The sequence below is a fragment of the Bacillus sp. SRB3LM genome, assembly GCF_015712745.1.
GTDB classification, from domain to species: Bacteria; Bacillota; Bacilli; order Bacillales; family Bacillaceae_G; genus Bacillus_A; species Bacillus_A thuringiensis_K.
This window is the reverse complement of record NZ_VWVQ01000004.1, coordinates 384502-401613: the sequence shown is the minus strand read 5'-3', so window position 1 is coordinate 401613 and position 17112 is coordinate 384502. Positions and strand designations below refer to the sequence as shown.

The window sequence follows — 17112 nt, the reverse complement described above, 5'->3', positions numbered from 1 at the left end:
CACTTATTGAAGTTCTTTTATAAAATTATTTCCACTCTGCAACTTTTTCAATTGGAAGACGTACTGATTGGTAACCACTGTCTGCAGCTTTCCCGATTGAAATTAACATAACTGGTACGTAGCGTTCTTTATCTAGTCCAAATGCTTCTGCAATTTGGTCTTTTTCAAATCCACCAATTGGACAAGTATCATAACCGTGCGCACGAGCTGCTAGCATAAATTGCATCGCTACAAGACCACCGTCAATTAATACTGTATCTTTCATTACTTCTGGTGTAACCATAGAGAAGTAAGCTGAAAGTTTTTTCATTTGATCTTCTTTTACTTCTGCTGGCATAAGTCCACGCTCTACTGCTGTACCGTAAATTTCTTCTGCGTTATCAAAGTTGTTTAAATCACCAAATAAAGCAATCATTACTGAAGATGTTTCTACTTGAGATTGATTGAATTTCGCAAGTGGCGCAAGTGTTGCTTTCGCTTCGTCACTTTCAATCACTACGAATCTCCATGGTTGCATGTTTACTGAAGATGGTGCAAGTGTTGCTTCTGTAAGAATTTCTGTCATTTCTTCTTTGCTAATTTTCACTGAAGGGTCGTACTTACGAATTGAACGACGTCCTGTTAAAATTTCGTTAAAATCATTTGTTTTTACTGAGTTAGTCATAGTTGTATTCTCCCTTTTTTATAATTCTTTTATATTTTCTTGAATGTGATTTAACATATTTAAAAGATTATCGCGTTCTTCCTCACTTAATCCTTTAAATGCAGATGCTGCAAAACGTTCTTTTTCCTCTTGAAACGCTTGAATTTTATTTCGTCCCTCTTCAGTAAGAGAAACTAACGTAATTCTGTTATCTTCTGGATTTTTACGTCTTACAATCATTTCATTGGCCTCAAGCTGCTTTAAATGCCTTGTTATCGCAGCATTATCAATATTCACTTCTTGCTGAAGTGCTTTTTGACTAATTTCACCTACTTCAAATAATTGAAGTATAAGCTCTAATCGAGACTGGCTCATACCCGTACACCCTTCAAATTTCGAACTTACTTCTTTATTTAGAAAGTGTAATTTATATAAAATAATCGCTTCTTTTGAGCATGAACTTGTCAAATTAACCCTCCTTTACAATCAAAATAAAAACATTTGATGTATCAATAGTTGATATGTCAATTAATATAATCTATATCGATTTAGAATGCAAGCATTTTGTTTTTATTTTATTTTTTCCAAATTAAGGCACTTTGTAGCGTTACAAATAATGTTAATTGCACTATAATAATACTAATTTAAAGAACTGGAGAGTGATTGATAATGCGGCAATACACAAATAGAAATGAGGAATTGAAAATGGAAAATGAAATGAGGATATTCACAAATGACAACAATAAATATAGGGATTGTTGCGCACGTAGACGCTGGCAAGACGAGTTTGACTGAGCGTATTCTTTATGAAACGAATGTGATTAAAGAAATTGGCCGAGTAGATAGTGGTAATACACAAACTGACTCAATGGAATTAGAAAGACAACGCGGAATTACGATTAAAGCATCTGTCGTTTCTTTCTTTATTGATGATGTAAAAGTAAATGTCATTGATACACCTGGACACGCTGATTTTATCGCTGAAGTGGAGCGATCATTCCGCGTTCTAGACGGTGCGATTTTAGTTATCTCTGCCGTTGAAGGTGTGCAAGCACAAACAAAAATTTTAATGCGAACATTACAGAAACTAAACATACCGACTATTTTATTCGTTAATAAAATTGATCGTAGTGGCGCAAACACTGAAAAAGTTATGAAACAAATAAAAGAGGTTCTTTCAAATGAAGCATTCCCCTTCTATTCTGTTCTAAACGTAGGAACGAAAGGAGCCCAGATTATTGCATACAAATCATATGACGATTGTACGGAACTGTTAGCGCCATATAATGAATCGTTACTTGCGTCATATGTAAATGATGAAATCGTACCGGACGTATTATTAAGAGAAGAACTCGAAAAACAAATACAGCAAGCAAGTGTGTACCCAATCTTTTTCGGTTCAGCCATGACAGGTATAGGTGTAACTGAACTGCTCGAAAATATTTCAACCTTATTTCCAGCTAATAAGTCGGCAGAAAACGAAACATTATCCGGTGTTGTGTTTAAAATTGAACGTGAACCTTCTGGAGAAAAGATTGCTTATGTAAGAGTTTTTTCTGGTCGTTTACACGTAAGAAAATATGTCTATTTCATAACGGGAATGTTGTTCAAGCTTCTATCGTTCCTAGCGGAGAATTTTGCAAAGTGTGGGGACTGAATGATATTAAAATTGGTGATATTATTGGTGAACGTACGGATTATATAAAAGATATTCACTTTGCCGAACCACAAATGGAAGCTTCCATTGATGCAGTATCAAAAGAAAGAATTCATGATTTATACGCTGCACTTATGGAGCTATGTGAAGAAGATCCACTTATTAAAGTGTGGAAAGATGATGTTCATAATGAACTATATATTCGCCTTTTCGGTGAAGTACAGAAAGAAGTAATTGAAACGACTCTTTTTGAAAAATATAATTTGCAGGTTACTTTTTCAAATACGCGAGTTGTATGTATTGAAAAGCCAATTGGCATTGGGAATTCCGTTGAAGTCATGGGTGAAAAAGCCAATCCATTTTACGCAACAGTCGGATTCAAAGTTGAACGTGGTGAACTTAATTGCGGCATAACATATAAATTAGGTGTTGAGCTCGGCTCACTACCTTTAGCATTCCATAAAGCGATTGAAGATACGGTATTTCAAACGTTAAAACAAGGATTATATGGATGGGAAGTTACAGATATTATCGTCACGTTAACACATACTGGTTATGCTAGTCCTGTTACAACAGCGAGTGACTTTAGAAATTTAACACCGATCGTATTAATGGATGCTTTAAAGCAAGCTGAAACACATGTATATGAACCAATAAACGAGTTTGAATTAACTGTACCGGAGCACGCAATTAGTACCGCGATGTATAAGCTCGCTGCCGTTCCAGCAACTTTTAGAGAGCCTATATTGAATAATAACTCTTACCAGTTAACAGGATCATTACCTGTTGCAAAAACAGAGAATTTTAAACGAATGCTACATTCATTTACAGAAGGAGACGGCATATTTACAACGAAGCCAGCTGGTTTCACAAAGCTTATGGCTCCCTTCCCTACTCGAAAACGTGTTGATTATAATCCGCTGAACCGTAAGGATTATTTACTTCATGTTTTGAAGGCTTATTAAAGTAAAAGAGGTGCAATTCGCACCTCTTTTGCATGTATTAATAGGTTAGTTTGTCCTAACAACTTCTTTAAGTTCTCCTATTATTTTCGCTATAGCCTCAATTGAATTTTCCGTTTCATATCCCCCAACATTTACAGAATGATTTGCATTTTTGACAACTTCAATCTGTAAATTCGTTTTATATAACTGATCAATTTGATCTGCATTGTATTGGTGATCTTTATCCCCAATAACTAAAAACCCTTCGTGTCGACTATGTAAGATAGAATCAAAAATTGTATCAAACGTCAGTAAAGGTGTAAGTAATATCATTTTTGACTGCGCGAATTCGTCTCTCTTCATTAAATCATTTGCAATCGGAATTGTTCCGAGTGACTTCCCTAAAAACATAGTCTCGTTGTATTGCTCATCTTTTAATACTTCATTTATTACAGGATTAATATCATCCATCATTACTTTCGTTACTTCTTCCATTGGTTTATTCATTACTTGTTCGTCATAAGAATAATGAATATGTACAACATCTATTTTATGTTCAAGCATTAACATCGTTGCGTAATAAAATAACGGCTTATCATAATTGTATCCTGAACCTGAAAACATAAAGCAAACGGTACTAGAACCTTTTTCGATATGTGTGTAATAAATTACTTTGTCATTTATATGTACCTCTTTTTTAGTTCCCTTCACCATTTTCCCCTCCGAATACATTTACTTTTGTAATACGATATGTTCTGTGTGAACTGATACATCCTTTACTTTCTCTTTTATAAATGCAGGCTGTAAGTTATATGTATGCAGTTCTTCAACTGGCACCCATCTAAACAAATACGTTCTACCCTCTTCTTCCAAAATATATTGATCCGCTCCATTTGCAGGTAACTCATGTAGCTCTACTTCATAATAAAAACTAATTTCATGAAACTTTCGCTCAGAAAGTGTAAAGAAATTTTCTACTGACCATATTAATCTTTTCCCTTTCATAGGAACACCTAATTCTTCTGCAAGCTCTCGTTTTAACGCATCCTCACTATTCTCTAACATTTTCACTCTTCCGCCTGGTACGTACCAAAAATCTTCACCGTCACATTGCTGAATAAGTAGTTTATTACCTTGTTTACAAATTGCTCCGACTCGGTAATTAAAACATGTTTCCTCTACTTTAAACGTAAGATCCATCCGTAATGCCCCCTCATATAAATATCGAATTATTACAAAACAATTATGTAATTACTGTACAAATAAGGTTACTAAATTTATCCACTTCATTCAATCGTTTTCGAATTTTCCGAACTCTTATTTTTCATCATTACAAGTGTATATACATATGTTACAATCACATTGCACACTAGAAAACATTATGGGGGTACGGATGGAAACGTTATTAATCCAGCAAACTGAGAAATCAAATAAGTTTTGGAAAATCGTTGTGAAAGAAAAAGACTATGTTGTGTTTTACGGAAAAATCGGCACAGCTGGCAGTGTGAAAGCGAAAGAGTTTGAAACAGAAGAAGAATGTATGAAAGAAGCTAATAAACTAGTTGCTTCCAAACGTAAAAAAGGATATATAAACCCTATTCAAGGGGAAGATTACATAAAAGAAAAGACAATAACCGAAGAAGAATTTTGGGAACTACTTAATCGTGCAAAAACGAAAGGTGAGGAACAAGTAGAACAAATAGAATGGCTTACTTCCCACCTTGCTAAACGTACAGTACATGAAATTGTTGCTTTCGATACGCATATGCATCGTATTTTGAAAGATTCCTATACCTCCCATTTATGGGCAGCAGCCTATATTATTATGGGTGGCTGTTCAGATGATACTTTCGATTACTTCCGTGGATGGTTATTATATCAGGGAAAAGAGACATACGAAGCTTGTATTGAAGATCCAGAACGATTAATTCCTGTATTAGAAAATTTGAGTGAGTATGACGTTCCAGAGATTGAAGAACTTACTCTATATTTCGGGCAAGAAGTTTACATGGAGAAGACTGGGGATGAAGATGATACATACTTTACACTATACCATGTCTTAACAAATGAAGAGTTTGAGGAAGTTGATATCGAGTTAGATTGGGATGAAGACGATGAGGAAGGTTTAAAAAAGATGTTTCCTAAGCTATGGGAGATGTATGGGGAAGAACCGATTGAGTGGTAGATTCATATTAGGACTCTGTTTAAGCAATAAACAGAGTCCTTTTTTCACAAGATTCTTATTTAAACTCTCTTTATTTCATACCACTTATCCAATAACATCTTTTCTCTTTCCCTTGAAATACCTGCTTTTAATTCCCATTCGTCCACACTCTTCATCCACTCATACACATCTGTAACTGTATGTTCTAACCTTCTAAAAGTAAGTCCTTCTTTAACAGCACTTTCAATACTAATTGAAAACCCACCTTTCCACGGCTTCGTCTCACCTTCTAATGAAAAAGTTTCTGGAAGCCATAGTGGCATCTCTGTCCAAGGCTGTACTTTATGTCCATTCATAAACGATTCATCTACCCAAACGAATTCAGCATCACTATTCATAACCTTTTTACACGTATTTAATAGCTCTTCCATTGTCAAATCATAATTTGGACCTGTTACATTGAATGTACCTACATTTTTATTTTCTGCCATGTTTAGTCCCCAGTTTGCGACATCTTTTATATCAACTATTTGCACTGGACGATCTTTTCTTCCTGGAACTAACACTTTACCTCCTTTTGCTACACGCTGAATCCAGTATGGAAGTCGATCTGTATAATCAAACATCCCTGAAAGAAGTCCTGCTCTTACGTGTAAAACACGCCCTGGCCAATATTTCTCTGCTTCTTTTTCACATAATACTTTTAGTGCACCATAATGCTCATAATGAGATATTTCACCATTCTCTACAGCCTTTATTTGCTCTTCCGTCGGTTCAGGTTGTAATATATAGTCTTCTTTTATGTCATGCGGAATCCAATCTTTATATACGGAAAGGCTTGAGATGAATATATAGTGTTCAATATTATCTTTAAGCACTTCTCCAACATTCCTAATATGATGTGGAGAAAATCCACATGTGTCTATGACAACATCCCACGTTCGATTTTTTAAACTTGATACATCGTTATTTCTGTCACCGGTTAACTGCTCCACATTAGAAAAAATTTCTTTGTTTGTTCCTCGGTTAAATAACGTAATTTCATGCCCTCTCTGTAAAGCCTCATCTACAAATGCTCTTCCTAAAAATCGTGTACCGCCTAGAATTAGAATTTTCATGGTTCTCCCCCATTCGTGATTAATAACCCTTCCTAATGTTTAACGATTTTTTATTGAGGAAAGTTACGGGGAGCGTTTAAATTTTTCTACAAGTTCACCATTACTCTTTTAAAAGTATATACTCTTTGATTAATCTCCATCTATCCTTTGTTTCTGGCACAACTTCAGAAGCCATCACCACCACCAATTCCTTCTCTGGAATACAACAAATCATATTCCCACCATCACCCATTGCACAATACGAATAGACACCCTCTTCTTCTCGTAACCACCATAAGTAACCATATTGATTTGAATTCATCGCTATTGATTCTTTTATCCATGATTTTGATAGTATTTGTTTTCCATTATGAATACCTTCATTCAAATACATCTGTCCAAACTTAGCCATATCCCTAACCGTTAACGTTAGTCCCCAGCCGCCCGCCGAAATACCATTTGGATCGTGAACCCATCCTTTCACATCTTTTCCGAATAAGTCATCAAATCCAAATGCTTTCATATTATAGTTTGGAATTTCTCTCATGCCGAGTGGCTGAAATAAGTATTCATTCGCAAATTCACGCGCATTTTTTCCTATTGCGTTCGTTATGATCGCTGATAGTATATGAGCTCCTGCAGATGAATATTTAAAAGATCCAATTTCTCCGCCGTTTCCTATCCTATTTAACGTATATTGTATCCAATCTTGTTGTGTACATAGTTCTTCTAACGGTTCCTGCCAGTCTACGAAAGGATGTGGAGCTGTCATCGTTAGAAGATGGCTTACTGTTACTTCAGATGAATTAACGTTATATTCCGGGAAAAATTCTATTACTCTTTGATCAACGCTTTTTATATAGCCCTTATCTATACATATCCCAATTAGCGCAGAGATTATCGTTTTTGTGACTGACGCTATGTGAAATGCATCATCTGGACCGTAACCGTTATAATATTTTTCAAAAATAACATTACCTTTCTGCATTACTAACATACCATTCATATTTTCATATTCTTCTTTTATAATCTGATCTAACTTTTCAGCAGTTTTCATTATTCTTTCCCCTTTAACCTGTAATTAAAAAGGTTCGATAGGTACATATATATCAACTATATGTTTATGCTTTGGATGCTGCTTTGGGTCATTTCTATATACTTCAAAAGGATACGAGTCTCTCGGTTTATATCCGCTATTTGGCAGCCACTCACCATATATAAAGTCCCACGCTCCCTTATATTCATCTTGGAATATTTCAAAATGTCCTACTGCATACTTGCCTGAAGGTATTATCATTATTCCAATATCACTCGTTTCTACTGCGGACGCATCCGGAATTGTTATACATAAACTTGTTCTTAAATGATAGTCCTCAGTAAATTCATGATGATCGTGGTAAATGGTTAATACTTTCGTATCCTCAAATACATGATATTTTTTCTTCGCCGCGTAACGAAATAATTTTTCTATCATTTCTGGAAAAGCTATAGCTAACTCTTCATATGTACCTGTATGTCTTATGTATGCGACGTTTATATTATCCGCTGTTACAATTTCAACATTTCCTCGAACCTTCTTACATTCATTGTATTGAGGAATTCCCCTTACGTCTTTGCAATTCTTGCTATTGTCATTTCGATATTGAGACGGACTTACACCGTAACACTTTTTAAATGTACGAGAGAAAACTGCTGAATCGGTGAAACCAAAATGGTAAGCGATATCCGTAATCGTCATATCCGGACGATATGTAAGACGGTTTGTTGCCCTTTCTAACTTCAAGCGATTCACATACCGAGATAACGACTCGTCTACGATTCCTTTAAAAATCCGATGAAAATGAAACTTTGAAAATCCTGCTACATCTGCTAACTCTTCAATTGAAAGTGCATCATTTATGTTTGATTCTATATAATCTTGAACCTTATGTATGCGTCTTAAATACTCATTTCTACTTTGTTTACTCTCCATATTTCTAGCTCCTCACAACAAAAAGGCTAACTTTGCGCTAGCCTACTTTTACACATTTTTCAAAAACAAAACTCTACTACCACCGTTCCCATCATAATTTGTATGTACCGATACACCCTCTACCTCATCATCCCCGGCCTCAATTCGAAAACCGATTTCTTGATGAAACTGTATCGACTTTTTGTTAATTGGTGACGTAATTGCTTTTACAACTTTACGGTTATTTGCACGTGCGACATCAAAGAAATACGAATACAATGTCGATGCAATTCCTCTTCTTCTATACTTCGGATTGACACCGATAAAATGAACGTACGCTTCCTCTTTATGCGTTTGTGAGAAGAATCCGCATAAGAAACCTAACGTTTCTCCCTCTTCTTCAATAATAAAACTCGTTTCTTGAAAGTGAATAAAGAACAATTTTGGCAACATGGCAGCCATGTCTCTCCCGCCCCACCAATCATTTAAAACAGAATGAATCTTTACATAATCTTCCCCTTGGATGTTTCTTACTCGCATATGTTTCTCCCTCTCACTCACTTCATTTTTTCATAAATTTTAATGACTGTTTCTACTAATAGGATGAATACCCATATCCCGCAAAATACAAGAACTGACTGAAATATAGAACCTAGCATAACAATACTTATTAAACCTAATTCTGATCCTGAAATTGATATTTCTTCAAAACCCATATTATGTATAAATGGACCGGTTGAAAAAGCCATTAAAATTGATCCTATTAAATAAATCACACTCATTATTTTTAATATTTTTATAGAAAGATACGAAGTTTGTTCTTGCTCCACTTGTGATAATTCGATTTCTCCGTTCTCAATTCCTTTTTGTAAACAGTCTTCACATAGAAATTATTCCTTAATTTTTTTACCACCGTGCATCGTACCTGTTATTTCTTTACATCTTGAACATTTTCGATTTATCATGTTGTTACCACTCCAATCTATTAAGATTATACTTATATCATTCTGCATTTACCTTAATATCCCTTTTATGTATTTTATAGAGAAAGGTCGTGTTTTATGATTTCAAAACTCACGTTTGGCTCGAAAAAACGTACCGTTCATTATGTATTAAGACCTAGTTGTTATGCGATTATTTTCCATTCATCTTCTTCAAAGATTGCTGTTATCCAAAAAGGAGACCGTTACTTTTTACCTGGTGGCGGTATGGAAGGTAATGAAACAAAAGAAGAATGTTTGCACCGTGAACTACTAGAGGAATTAGGATGGGCAATTAAAATTGATCAGTATGTCGGTAATGCGTCACAATATTTTTATGCAGAAATGGAAGATACATATTATTTAAATGATGGGTTCTTTTACATTGCGAACATGGTGCAGAAACAAACTGAAAATTGTGAGGAGGATCATGTTTTGCGATGGATGTCTCCTTTACTTGCTGTAGAACTTCTCCTTCACGATCATCAAAAATGGGCCGTTCAACACGCGCTTTTATTACGAAATAAAAAATGATCTCCTTCTATATGAAAGAGATCATTTTTACTGTTAACTTACTTTTTTCAAATTGAGAGCAGGCTTTTTCATTCCACCTTTTTTTACAACATATAAGCCGATGAAGATAATAAGTCCGCCAACGAGTTGCATCATATTAATTTGCTCTCCAATTGTAACTGCCGCAAAGATAACTGCGAACAATGGTACGAGATACATATAAACCATTACTTTCGTTGAGCCTATTTGACTAATACCGACATACCACATTGCTAGTCCGAAGATGGTCGCAAAGATGATTGAATATGCTAGTGAACCCCAGCTTGGCGTATCTACTGGCCATGTTAAAGAGTTTACGTTGAATAAACAGTATATAACAAGTGGTACAATTCCAATTAAAGTAGACCATGATGTAACTCTCATTGCGGAGTATTTTGTAATAAGAGGTTGCGCTAATATTGGATACCATCCCCACGCAATTGCTGCGACTAATCCAATTACATTTCCGAGCCACGCATATTCGTAAGTAGCTCCTCCTGTATGTCCTGTTAATAAAACAAATGCTGCACCAATAAACGCTACTATTGAACCAATTTGTACTTTCATCGAAAAACGTTCTTGTTTGTGCAATACTGCTAATATCCCTGTAAATATAGGTGACATCGCAATTAATAATGAGGCGTTCGTTGCTGAAGTATATTTCACAGATAACATAAACATCGTTTGATACATTGCTGTACCAACGATACCGACTACTACTAATCGTAACCTATCTTTTCTTTCAATACGTAATGAACGTTCCATCATAAACGTAATAAGTAATAATACCGGAGATGCTACTAAAAATCGTAAACTATTAAATTGAATGGATGACATATATGCCACGCCATACTTTCCAATTGTATAATTCGCTCCCCATACTAATGCTACTGATACTAGGAGCCATTCCATTTGCCATCTTTTCATCCGAATCTCCCCTTCCATATTTAGCATAGTAAAATTGGCTGGATATAACACCGTCCAATTGGCTGTTTTTTTACCCAGCCAATTTGTTATACTGAATGTATATAAGAGATGCGGAGGCATTTGTATGGAATGGAAGCTAGATAACGACAGTAAAATCCCTATTTATCAGCAAGTTGTTGACTTTATTGAGAAACGTATTACATACGGAGAACTACCTCCAGGAAGCTTCCTACCTTCCGAACGAAAATTAGCTACGCAGTTAAATGTAAACCGTAGTACAGTAACGACTGCTTATAATGAATTACGTGCTATGGGGATTGTAGAAAGTACGACTGGTAAAGGGACACGTGTAAGTACACATATGTGGGGCGTTTCTCCAACATTAACGCCGAACTGGAGAAATTTCGTAGAAGGTGGTACTTTCTTACCAAACTTACCGTTACTTCGCCATATTCGTGCGGAAGTACAACAAAATGAAAATATTATTGATTTCGCAAATGGAGAACTCGGTTGTAACCTCTATCCTCACGATCAACTACAAACGATTTTACGAGAACAACCGTTAACACATTCATTAAGTTACGATCATCCGCAGGGCTATCTCCCGCTGAGACAAGCGGTAGTAAAATATATGAAGGAATATTTAAAAGTTGAAGCGACTGAACAGTCTATTATGATTACTTCTGGCGCACAACAAGCACTTCACCTTATCGTGCAATGTCTATTAAACCCAGGTGATGCAGTCGCTTTTGAAAGTCCTTCACACTGTTATTCCTTACCGTTATTCCAATCAGCAGGTATTCGTATTTTCCCGTTACCTGTCGATGAACATGGTATTAATCCGGATGATGTGCAAGAATTATATAGAAAGCATCGGATTAAAATGATCTTTTTAAATCCAAATTTCCAAAATCCTACAGGCACAATGCTGCATCCAAACCGTAGAAAAAAATTATTATCACTTTGTGCAGACTTACGAATTGCGATTGTGGAAGATGATCCGTCTAGTTTGCTGACACTAGAAAAGAAACAACCTTGTCCTACTTTAAAATCAATAGATGAAAATGGGACAGTCATTTATGTACATTCCTTATCTAAAATGATTGCACCAGGTTTACGAGTCGGCTGGCTTGTCGCCCCGCAGTCTGTAGTAGAAAGGTTATCCGACGCAAGACACCAAATGGAATTAGGTATGAGTATTTTCCCGCAGTGGCTTATGCAGCAATTTTTCGAAACTGTGCCATTTCACTCTCATATCGTACCGTTACGAAAACAACTCGCAGAAAAAAGAGACGTTATCGTTCGCGCCTTAAATGAGCAACTTCACGATAAAATCTCTTTTTCAAACCCAACCGGCGGTATATACATATGGGGAAAATTAAAAGAACCGATAAACGAAAAACAACTTATTATGCAAAGTTTAAAACAAGAAATCGCCTTTATGCCCGGTAGTATTTTCGGTGCGAAAGATGGTTATATTCGTTTATCTTATGGAAAAGTGAATATTAATCAAATTGAGGAAGGGATTTCTCGTTTACGTGAGGCTATTTTGCTTTGTGAAAAATAATGTGAGATAAAGCCTTCTCGTTTGACAAAAGAAAAATCTACCATTATTATCAACACGAACCTAGTTACCCCGCATTAACGGGCAATAAAACTCCCAGCTCAAAATTTAGCTGTAACAAAGAAGTTAGGTGGGAGATTAACTGCCCGTAAATGCCCGATTGGTTCAACTAATAATCAGTGAAGGGTGAATCCCCCCACTGATTAAAGTTTCACTTTATAGGAGTGGTAAAAATGAAAATTTACGTTGATGCAGATGCTTGTCCTGTAAAAGATGTAATTATTTTTGAAGCTACGAGTGCAGAAATTCCTGTTACCCTCGTTACTAGCTTCTCACATTATTCTAATGCAGAGCAGCCAAAAGGTGTCGAAACAATTTATGTTGATTCTGGAGCAGATGCTGCAGATTACCGAATTATGCAGTTAGCAAAAAAAGAAGATTTAATCGTAACACAAGATTACGGTCTTGCTTCGCTCGCTTTAGCAAAAGGCTGTATCGTTCTTCATCATAAAGGGTACAAGTATACGAATGATAACATTGAACAATTGTTACAAACACGATATTTAAGTGCAATGGTTCGAAAAAGTGGTAAACGTACAAAGGGACCGAAACCATTTACAGCAGAAGATAAAGAGAAATTTAGAGTGCTCTTTAAAAGTATGATTGCACTTCAGAAATAAACCTTCTATTTGTAGAGGAAGAAAAGAAGAGAATATCCAAATGAACATTCTCTTCTTGGGGTTTACCCGTTTAAAATGAAGGTAAATTATCTAAATTATTTTCTTTTATTCCATCCGGTTCACTACGTATAATATCTCTACCATACTTATGAAATACGTCCACATGAGCTAACTTCCCTGATTTTGCTTCACTAAGAGCAGTCGTATAATCTAACTCTCTCCCTCTACTTGTTTTAAAAGCAATCAAATCACCTTCATCATTTTTACGAACAGCAACAATTTGTTCTGCTCCTGAAGTAACTTCCTGAGCTATTTCAAATTGAGCTTGCTCTCCCCCTTGATGTAAATAATCATTATATACTTTTTCAAAGTCTTTTTTGTCCATTAAACTCACCTCCAACACATTTTATTAGTATGGTTGGGAGGTGTTGGTTTTATGTACTTTTCTGTTAGAAAAACGAATTTTTAATACCTACGCAAATCCTTCAAAGTTTCCAATATATCATCTGTAAAGGCTGTACTACCTTCTGTCTCTAAAGCTCTGAAATAAAAACTTCTTAAGAAAGTTCTAATATTTTGTACTAAAATAGCATGCTGCGGATGTCGGATGTCTTCAACCGTTGCTATACTATGTAACCAATTGCTCCACTCTTCCTCAGTTAAAAGATTTTGGTTACGTAACGACATAATTGGCGCTACTAATCTCTCATCTTCAAAGTGAATATATACGTAGTCATGTAAGCGAACCTTCTGACGAACAGCAGCTAATATAGCATATGAAAACTCACGATTTTGGATTGTACGTGCTAAAGCATCGAGCGCATCTGCTGCATGTGCAGTAGAGTGTGCCCAGCCTTTTCCTTCTACGTAGCCTCTTACATCTTCTTCTAAATACACATATTCCAGCACTTGTTCTGCTACACTGTACAGTTGTTCTTCGGATAACAACGGTTCTCTTTCATGAACAGATAAAATAAGTGGTGGAATTAATACGGAGAATGCACGTTTAAATACAGAGTCTGTTCCCTTTTCACCAATTTTATAAAATAAATAATCAGGACTAATTGCTTGTAACATTAATCCTCTTAACTCTTTTTGTCTAAATACATCATTTGTAATCCATGTGTGAAGCGTACTATAAATTAAATCATCACGTAATTCAGCATCAGTTGATCCGATATAATCTAGCATCCATTGCGCATATGGATATGCATCTACGTCTTCTGGTACAGCATAATTGTTATTTTTAATTTGTAGTAGTTCTTCTTTTAGTTCTAGTACTTCATTCATTATATTTCTTGTCCCCTTTTTGCGTTTTTTATTGTCTTATCCCCTTTTATTTGCTTCATAAAATTAATTTAATTATAACAATAAACAAAAGGCTATACATATATTTCTGATTATGTATTACGCTCTTTCATGAAATATAACTTCTGGATTTCCTAAATCATTATTCTTAAATATAACATTCGTACACTCTTTTGGATTATGCTCATCTATATACATCTTACAGGCAGCATGATATCTGTTTAAAAACATCTTCTCTGCTTCTTCATAACTTCCAAAAGCTTCAGTTTCCCGCTTAGCACCACGTTTTCTCGCAATCTCAAAATTTGTATCTACAAAGATTTTGTAATCAAATAAATGCGCAACGTCTTTTTTCAATAGAAACGTTCCATCTACTATTAATATCATATTTTGCGTGGCCAATAGCGGCTCATTATGTACAGGCATATCCGTTATTAAGTTATGAGAAATCGTTTCATATTGTAAATTCCCGTTAGGTCCTAAAGGCATTAATAATCTTTCTTTGAAAGCTGTATAATCGTGTGCATCTTCATAATACCCCCTTGCAGATTCTTTTCCTTTTGCATAGCGAATCACTCTTGGATTATGAAAATCATCAATGCTGGCGCGTGTTACTGGTAATCCTCGTTTTTTTATTTCTTCCGCTAGTTCGTTTGCAAATGTTGTTTTTCCTGATGCTGTAATACCACTTACTCCAACTCTTGTTGGATAGGTTAAGTTTAGCTTTACAATATGATCTGCAATTTTTTTGATTTGTTGTTTTCGGTTCATGATATCTCCCTTTACATTTAGTTTACATAATATTATTACAAGTAATAATACATGTCGTTATTTGTCGGTAAGTCGATATTCTTTATCGAATCGTCGATATATCGAAAAAATCGTTGATATATTTTAAGTTACGATAGATATATTTGAAAAATCGTTGATATATTATTAGCTTACTTCCCCTTAAACCCTCGATATAAAGCAGTCCGTAATTCTTGTTTGTATTCTTCAATTTCTGGCATTTCGAGTTCTTCTGCTAGTCTGATAGCTAATTCAATATCATACGGTACTCGTACAAGTTGAATAGAAAAGCTCGCTGCTTCTTTTTCATTGTAAGTTCCTTCAAATATTAAATAGGAAGCTTGTGTTATTTCAAGTGGGTTTCCTACGCTACCAGCATTACATAACGTTTTTCCTCTGAAATTTTGAACGAATGCTTGGTGAACGTCACCGTAGCAAACGACATCTGGCTTTCTTTCTCCTTCTATGTTCTCTGTGACCTCACTGTTTTCGAACATACTAACACGCTCTTCTCTTGAAGCGTGCGGTTGAATTCTTTCATATAAACTTCTCGGTGAAGCGTGGAACATACGAATCAATTTGCCACTCATAAAAAATTCGATTGAAAATGGTAAGCTTCTTAAATAATCATTTTGTTCTTCCGATAATTGTTTTTGATGCCATTTTAACGCTTCAAATTCAGTCGGTTTTGTAATAAAATCATCCCAGTTACCCATTACAACTACTTCACATTCTTTACGAATGATTTCAATTACTTCGCTAGAATGAGGGCCTTTTCCGACTAAATCTCCAAGACAAATAATGCGTTCAATTCCTCTTAATTTAATATCTTTCAGTACAGAATCTAATGCCGGAATATTGCCGTGAATATCTGAAATTACTGCTATTTTATCCATATGAATCCCTCCATTACTTATAGTTTATTATATCCTCATGTTGTGATTGATACCATTTTGGAATATAGGATGAAAAATGATTATGATCTTCTAAAATTCTGTTCAATCTTTCTTTCATATCATCTACTAAATGGGGCATGCTTCGGTTTGTCCATACGATATCCGCTGGGAATGTCATTGCTGCATATAAGGAGTACAGTTTCCAAAAATGAAGTGACGGTTCTCCCCCACAATAACCATGAACTTGTCCAACTGCAAATGGTTTACTTATTCTTGTAGTAAAAATCGCTACGTTATAGAAATCGTGTATTGGATCGCCAAAATCATATCCACCAAAATCGATAACGATAAACTCCTTATTATGAATCATACTATTTGCTGGATGGAAATCATCGTGTAAAAAGGTGATTGGACGATTTTTCAATAAATACTTATGATTTTCTACAAAGGTTAATATGGGCTTCAAATCGAGAAATTTCACCTCGTAACCTTCTAATGCTTCTATATATCTTTCATACTTATTCCATCGAACCGTTTCCCATTTATTACTTACGCTTTCTTTTTCAATTGAATGAATCCTCTTTAATACTTCCCCTGCTTTTCTTCCTGCATAATACTGTTCTTCCACCGATAGCTTCCCTAAACCTTCTTCACCATTTACACCTTGGACCCATTCAAATACTTGAACACATTTATTTAATTCCTCAAGTTTTATGAAATGAATTAACTTCGGCGTTGGAATATGTAATAACTCTAATTGTTTCATATACGTATATTCTTCTTGTTTACGTTCAAAATGAACAGCATCACATACTTTTACAAAATATGTTACTGTGTTTTCTAACTCTATTTTATATTTCTCTTCATGTGAAAAACCTTTTGAAATAGCTGTACACGTTGCAATACGAGGCCATTCTAGTATTCTCTCTATCTCTCTAAGCATTTCTTCCACAACGTTCA

At 35.3% G+C, this 17112-nt stretch carries 18 protein-coding genes and 2 pseudogenes; 5 read left to right on the top strand and 15 right to left on the bottom strand.

The features are described 5' to 3' along the window. Positions 1 to 25: 25 nt before the first annotated feature. Together F3I02_RS03590 and F3I02_RS03585 are read right to left on the bottom strand one after the other, a co-directional pair. Positions 26 to 664 carry a nitroreductase family protein gene (locus tag F3I02_RS03590; protein ID WP_196477629.1) on the bottom strand — a complete coding sequence of 213 codons (639 nt, stop codon included), beginning with the start codon at positions 662 to 664 and terminating at the stop codon, positions 26 to 28. 18 nt (positions 665 to 682) lie between these two features. Continuing rightward, positions 683 to 1111 (bottom strand): MarR family winged helix-turn-helix transcriptional regulator, encoded by a 429-nt coding sequence (locus F3I02_RS03585; RefSeq protein ID WP_000204164.1) that lies wholly within the window; start codon positions 1109 to 1111, stop codon positions 683 to 685. A gap of 265 nt (positions 1112 to 1376) precedes the next feature. On the opposite strand from F3I02_RS03585, the pseudogene F3I02_RS33770 reads away from it, so the two are divergent. After that, positions 1377 to 3265 (top strand): annotated as a pseudogene (locus F3I02_RS33770) (GTP-binding protein). Between the two features lie 45 nt (positions 3266 to 3310). On the opposite strand, the gene F3I02_RS03570 reads toward F3I02_RS33770, so the two are convergent. Both F3I02_RS03570 and F3I02_RS03565 read right to left on the bottom strand, forming a co-directional pair. Further along, positions 3311 to 3976: an alpha/beta family hydrolase gene (locus F3I02_RS03570; RefSeq protein ID WP_152664952.1), complete on the bottom strand. Its 666-nt coding sequence runs from the start codon at positions 3974 to 3976 to the stop codon at positions 3311 to 3313. Continuing rightward, a complete protein-coding gene (locus tag F3I02_RS03565) occupies positions 3977 to 4444 on the bottom strand; it encodes an NUDIX hydrolase (RefSeq protein ID WP_000366254.1) in 468 nt (155 codons plus the stop codon). A 193-nt stretch (positions 4445 to 4637) separates the two neighbouring features. Here F3I02_RS03565 and F3I02_RS03560 point away from each other — a divergent pair, with 193 nt between their 5' ends. Beyond that, positions 4638 to 5429 carry a DUF4240 domain-containing protein gene (locus F3I02_RS03560; RefSeq protein WP_196477626.1) on the top strand — a complete coding sequence of 264 codons (792 nt, stop codon included), beginning with the start codon at positions 4638 to 4640 and terminating at the stop codon, positions 5427 to 5429. A gap of 59 nt (positions 5430 to 5488) precedes the next feature. On the opposite strand, the gene F3I02_RS03555 is transcribed toward F3I02_RS03560, so the two are convergent. From F3I02_RS03555 to F3I02_RS03535, 5 genes and pseudogenes are all read right to left on the bottom strand, one after another. Beyond that, entirely contained in the window at positions 5489 to 6526 is a 1038-nt protein-coding gene (locus tag F3I02_RS03555; RefSeq protein WP_196477625.1) for an SDR family oxidoreductase, read from the bottom strand. Between the two features lie 100 nt (positions 6527 to 6626). Continuing rightward, positions 6627 to 7562 carry a serine hydrolase domain-containing protein gene (locus F3I02_RS03550; RefSeq protein WP_196477624.1) on the bottom strand — a complete coding sequence of 312 codons (936 nt, stop codon included), beginning with the start codon at positions 7560 to 7562 and terminating at the stop codon, positions 6627 to 6629. A 24-nt stretch (positions 7563 to 7586) separates the two neighbouring features. Beyond that, complete coding sequence (locus F3I02_RS03545; protein WP_196477623.1) at positions 7587 to 8477, bottom strand: AraC family transcriptional regulator; 891 nt, start codon at positions 8475 to 8477, stop codon at positions 7587 to 7589. A 48-nt stretch (positions 8478 to 8525) separates the two neighbouring features. Next, positions 8526 to 8996: a GNAT family N-acetyltransferase gene (locus F3I02_RS03540; RefSeq protein WP_196477622.1), complete on the bottom strand. Its 471-nt coding sequence runs from the start codon at positions 8994 to 8996 to the stop codon at positions 8526 to 8528. A gap of 17 nt (positions 8997 to 9013) precedes the next feature. Continuing rightward, positions 9014 to 9421 (bottom strand): annotated as a pseudogene (locus tag F3I02_RS03535) (DUF3980 domain-containing protein). A gap of 96 nt (positions 9422 to 9517) precedes the next feature. Here F3I02_RS03535 and F3I02_RS03530 point away from each other — a divergent pair. After that, a complete protein-coding gene (locus tag F3I02_RS03530) occupies positions 9518 to 9970 on the top strand; it encodes an NUDIX hydrolase (protein WP_196477621.1) in 453 nt (150 codons plus the stop codon). A 33-nt stretch (positions 9971 to 10003) separates the two neighbouring features. Here F3I02_RS03530 and F3I02_RS03525 read toward each other — a convergent pair whose 3' ends face one another. After that, positions 10004 to 10915 carry a DMT family transporter gene (locus F3I02_RS03525; protein WP_196477620.1) on the bottom strand — a complete coding sequence of 304 codons (912 nt, stop codon included), beginning with the start codon at positions 10913 to 10915 and terminating at the stop codon, positions 10004 to 10006. 124 nt (positions 10916 to 11039) lie between these two features. Here F3I02_RS03525 and pdxR point away from each other — a divergent pair, with 124 nt between their 5' ends. Both pdxR and F3I02_RS03515 read left to right on the top strand, forming a co-directional pair. Further along, positions 11040 to 12482, top strand: a complete 1443-nt coding sequence (gene pdxR, locus F3I02_RS03520) for a MocR-like pyridoxine biosynthesis transcription factor PdxR (protein WP_196477619.1) — start codon at positions 11040 to 11042, stop codon at positions 12480 to 12482. Between the two features lie 230 nt (positions 12483 to 12712). Further along, a complete protein-coding gene (locus F3I02_RS03515; protein WP_196477618.1) occupies positions 12713 to 13159 on the top strand; it encodes a YaiI/YqxD family protein in 447 nt (148 codons plus the stop codon). Between the two features lie 70 nt (positions 13160 to 13229). On the opposite strand, the gene F3I02_RS03510 is transcribed toward F3I02_RS03515, so the two are convergent. The 5 genes from F3I02_RS03510 to F3I02_RS03490 form a co-directional block, all read right to left on the bottom strand. Next, a complete protein-coding gene (locus tag F3I02_RS03510; RefSeq protein WP_196477617.1) occupies positions 13230 to 13544 on the bottom strand; it encodes a DUF3892 domain-containing protein in 315 nt (104 codons plus the stop codon). An 80-nt stretch (positions 13545 to 13624) separates the two neighbouring features. Then, complete coding sequence (locus F3I02_RS03505; RefSeq protein ID WP_196477616.1) at positions 13625 to 14449, bottom strand: DUF2785 domain-containing protein; 825 nt, start codon at positions 14447 to 14449, stop codon at positions 13625 to 13627. A gap of 117 nt (positions 14450 to 14566) precedes the next feature. Further along, positions 14567 to 15238 (bottom strand): nucleoside/nucleotide kinase family protein, encoded by a 672-nt coding sequence (locus tag F3I02_RS03500; RefSeq protein WP_196477615.1) that lies wholly within the window; start codon positions 15236 to 15238, stop codon positions 14567 to 14569. Positions 15239 to 15408: 170 nt separating this feature from the next. Next, positions 15409 to 16152: a metallophosphoesterase family protein gene (locus F3I02_RS03495; RefSeq protein ID WP_196477614.1), complete on the bottom strand. Its 744-nt coding sequence runs from the start codon at positions 16150 to 16152 to the stop codon at positions 15409 to 15411. Between the two features lie 13 nt (positions 16153 to 16165). After that, complete coding sequence (locus F3I02_RS03490) at positions 16166 to 17104, bottom strand: aminoglycoside phosphotransferase family protein (protein WP_196477613.1); 939 nt, start codon at positions 17102 to 17104, stop codon at positions 16166 to 16168. Positions 17105 to 17112: the final 8 nt, after the last annotated feature.

Bases quoted from the DNA above. Each gene is read 5' to 3' on its own strand.
- F3I02_RS03590 (WP_196477629.1), bottom strand. From the start codon at position 664: ATGACTAACTCAGTAAAAACAAATGATTTTAACGAAATTTTAACAGGA.
- F3I02_RS03570 (WP_152664952.1), bottom strand. From the start codon at position 3,976: ATGTATTCGGAGGGGAAAATGGTGAAGGGAACTAAAAAAGAGGTACAT.
- F3I02_RS03565 (WP_000366254.1), bottom strand. From the start codon at position 4,444: ATGGATCTTACGTTTAAAGTAGAGGAAACATGTTTTAATTACCGAGTC.
- F3I02_RS03560 (WP_196477626.1), top strand. From the start codon at position 4,638: ATGGAAACGTTATTAATCCAGCAAACTGAGAAATCAAATAAGTTTTGG.
- F3I02_RS03555 (WP_196477625.1), bottom strand. From the start codon at position 6,526: ATGAAAATTCTAATTCTAGGCGGTACACGATTTTTAGGAAGAGCATTT.
- F3I02_RS03550 (WP_196477624.1), bottom strand. From the start codon at position 7,562: ATGAAAACTGCTGAAAAGTTAGATCAGATTATAAAAGAAGAATATGAA.
- F3I02_RS03545 (WP_196477623.1), bottom strand. From the start codon at position 8,477: ATGGAGAGTAAACAAAGTAGAAATGAGTATTTAAGACGCATACATAAG.
- F3I02_RS03540 (WP_196477622.1), bottom strand. From the start codon at position 8,996: ATGCGAGTAAGAAACATCCAAGGGGAAGATTATGTAAAGATTCATTCT.
- F3I02_RS03530 (WP_196477621.1), top strand. From the start codon at position 9,518: ATGATTTCAAAACTCACGTTTGGCTCGAAAAAACGTACCGTTCATTAT.
- F3I02_RS03525 (WP_196477620.1), bottom strand. From the start codon at position 10,915: ATGAAAAGATGGCAAATGGAATGGCTCCTAGTATCAGTAGCATTAGTA.
- pdxR (WP_196477619.1), top strand. From the start codon at position 11,040: ATGGAATGGAAGCTAGATAACGACAGTAAAATCCCTATTTATCAGCAA.
- F3I02_RS03515 (WP_196477618.1), top strand. From the start codon at position 12,713: ATGAAAATTTACGTTGATGCAGATGCTTGTCCTGTAAAAGATGTAATT.
- F3I02_RS03510 (WP_196477617.1), bottom strand. From the start codon at position 13,544: ATGGACAAAAAAGACTTTGAAAAAGTATATAATGATTATTTACATCAA.
- F3I02_RS03505 (WP_196477616.1), bottom strand. From the start codon at position 14,449: ATGAATGAAGTACTAGAACTAAAAGAAGAACTACTACAAATTAAAAAT.
- F3I02_RS03500 (WP_196477615.1), bottom strand. From the start codon at position 15,238: ATGAACCGAAAACAACAAATCAAAAAAATTGCAGATCATATTGTAAAG.
- F3I02_RS03495 (WP_196477614.1), bottom strand. From the start codon at position 16,152: ATGGATAAAATAGCAGTAATTTCAGATATTCACGGCAATATTCCGGCA.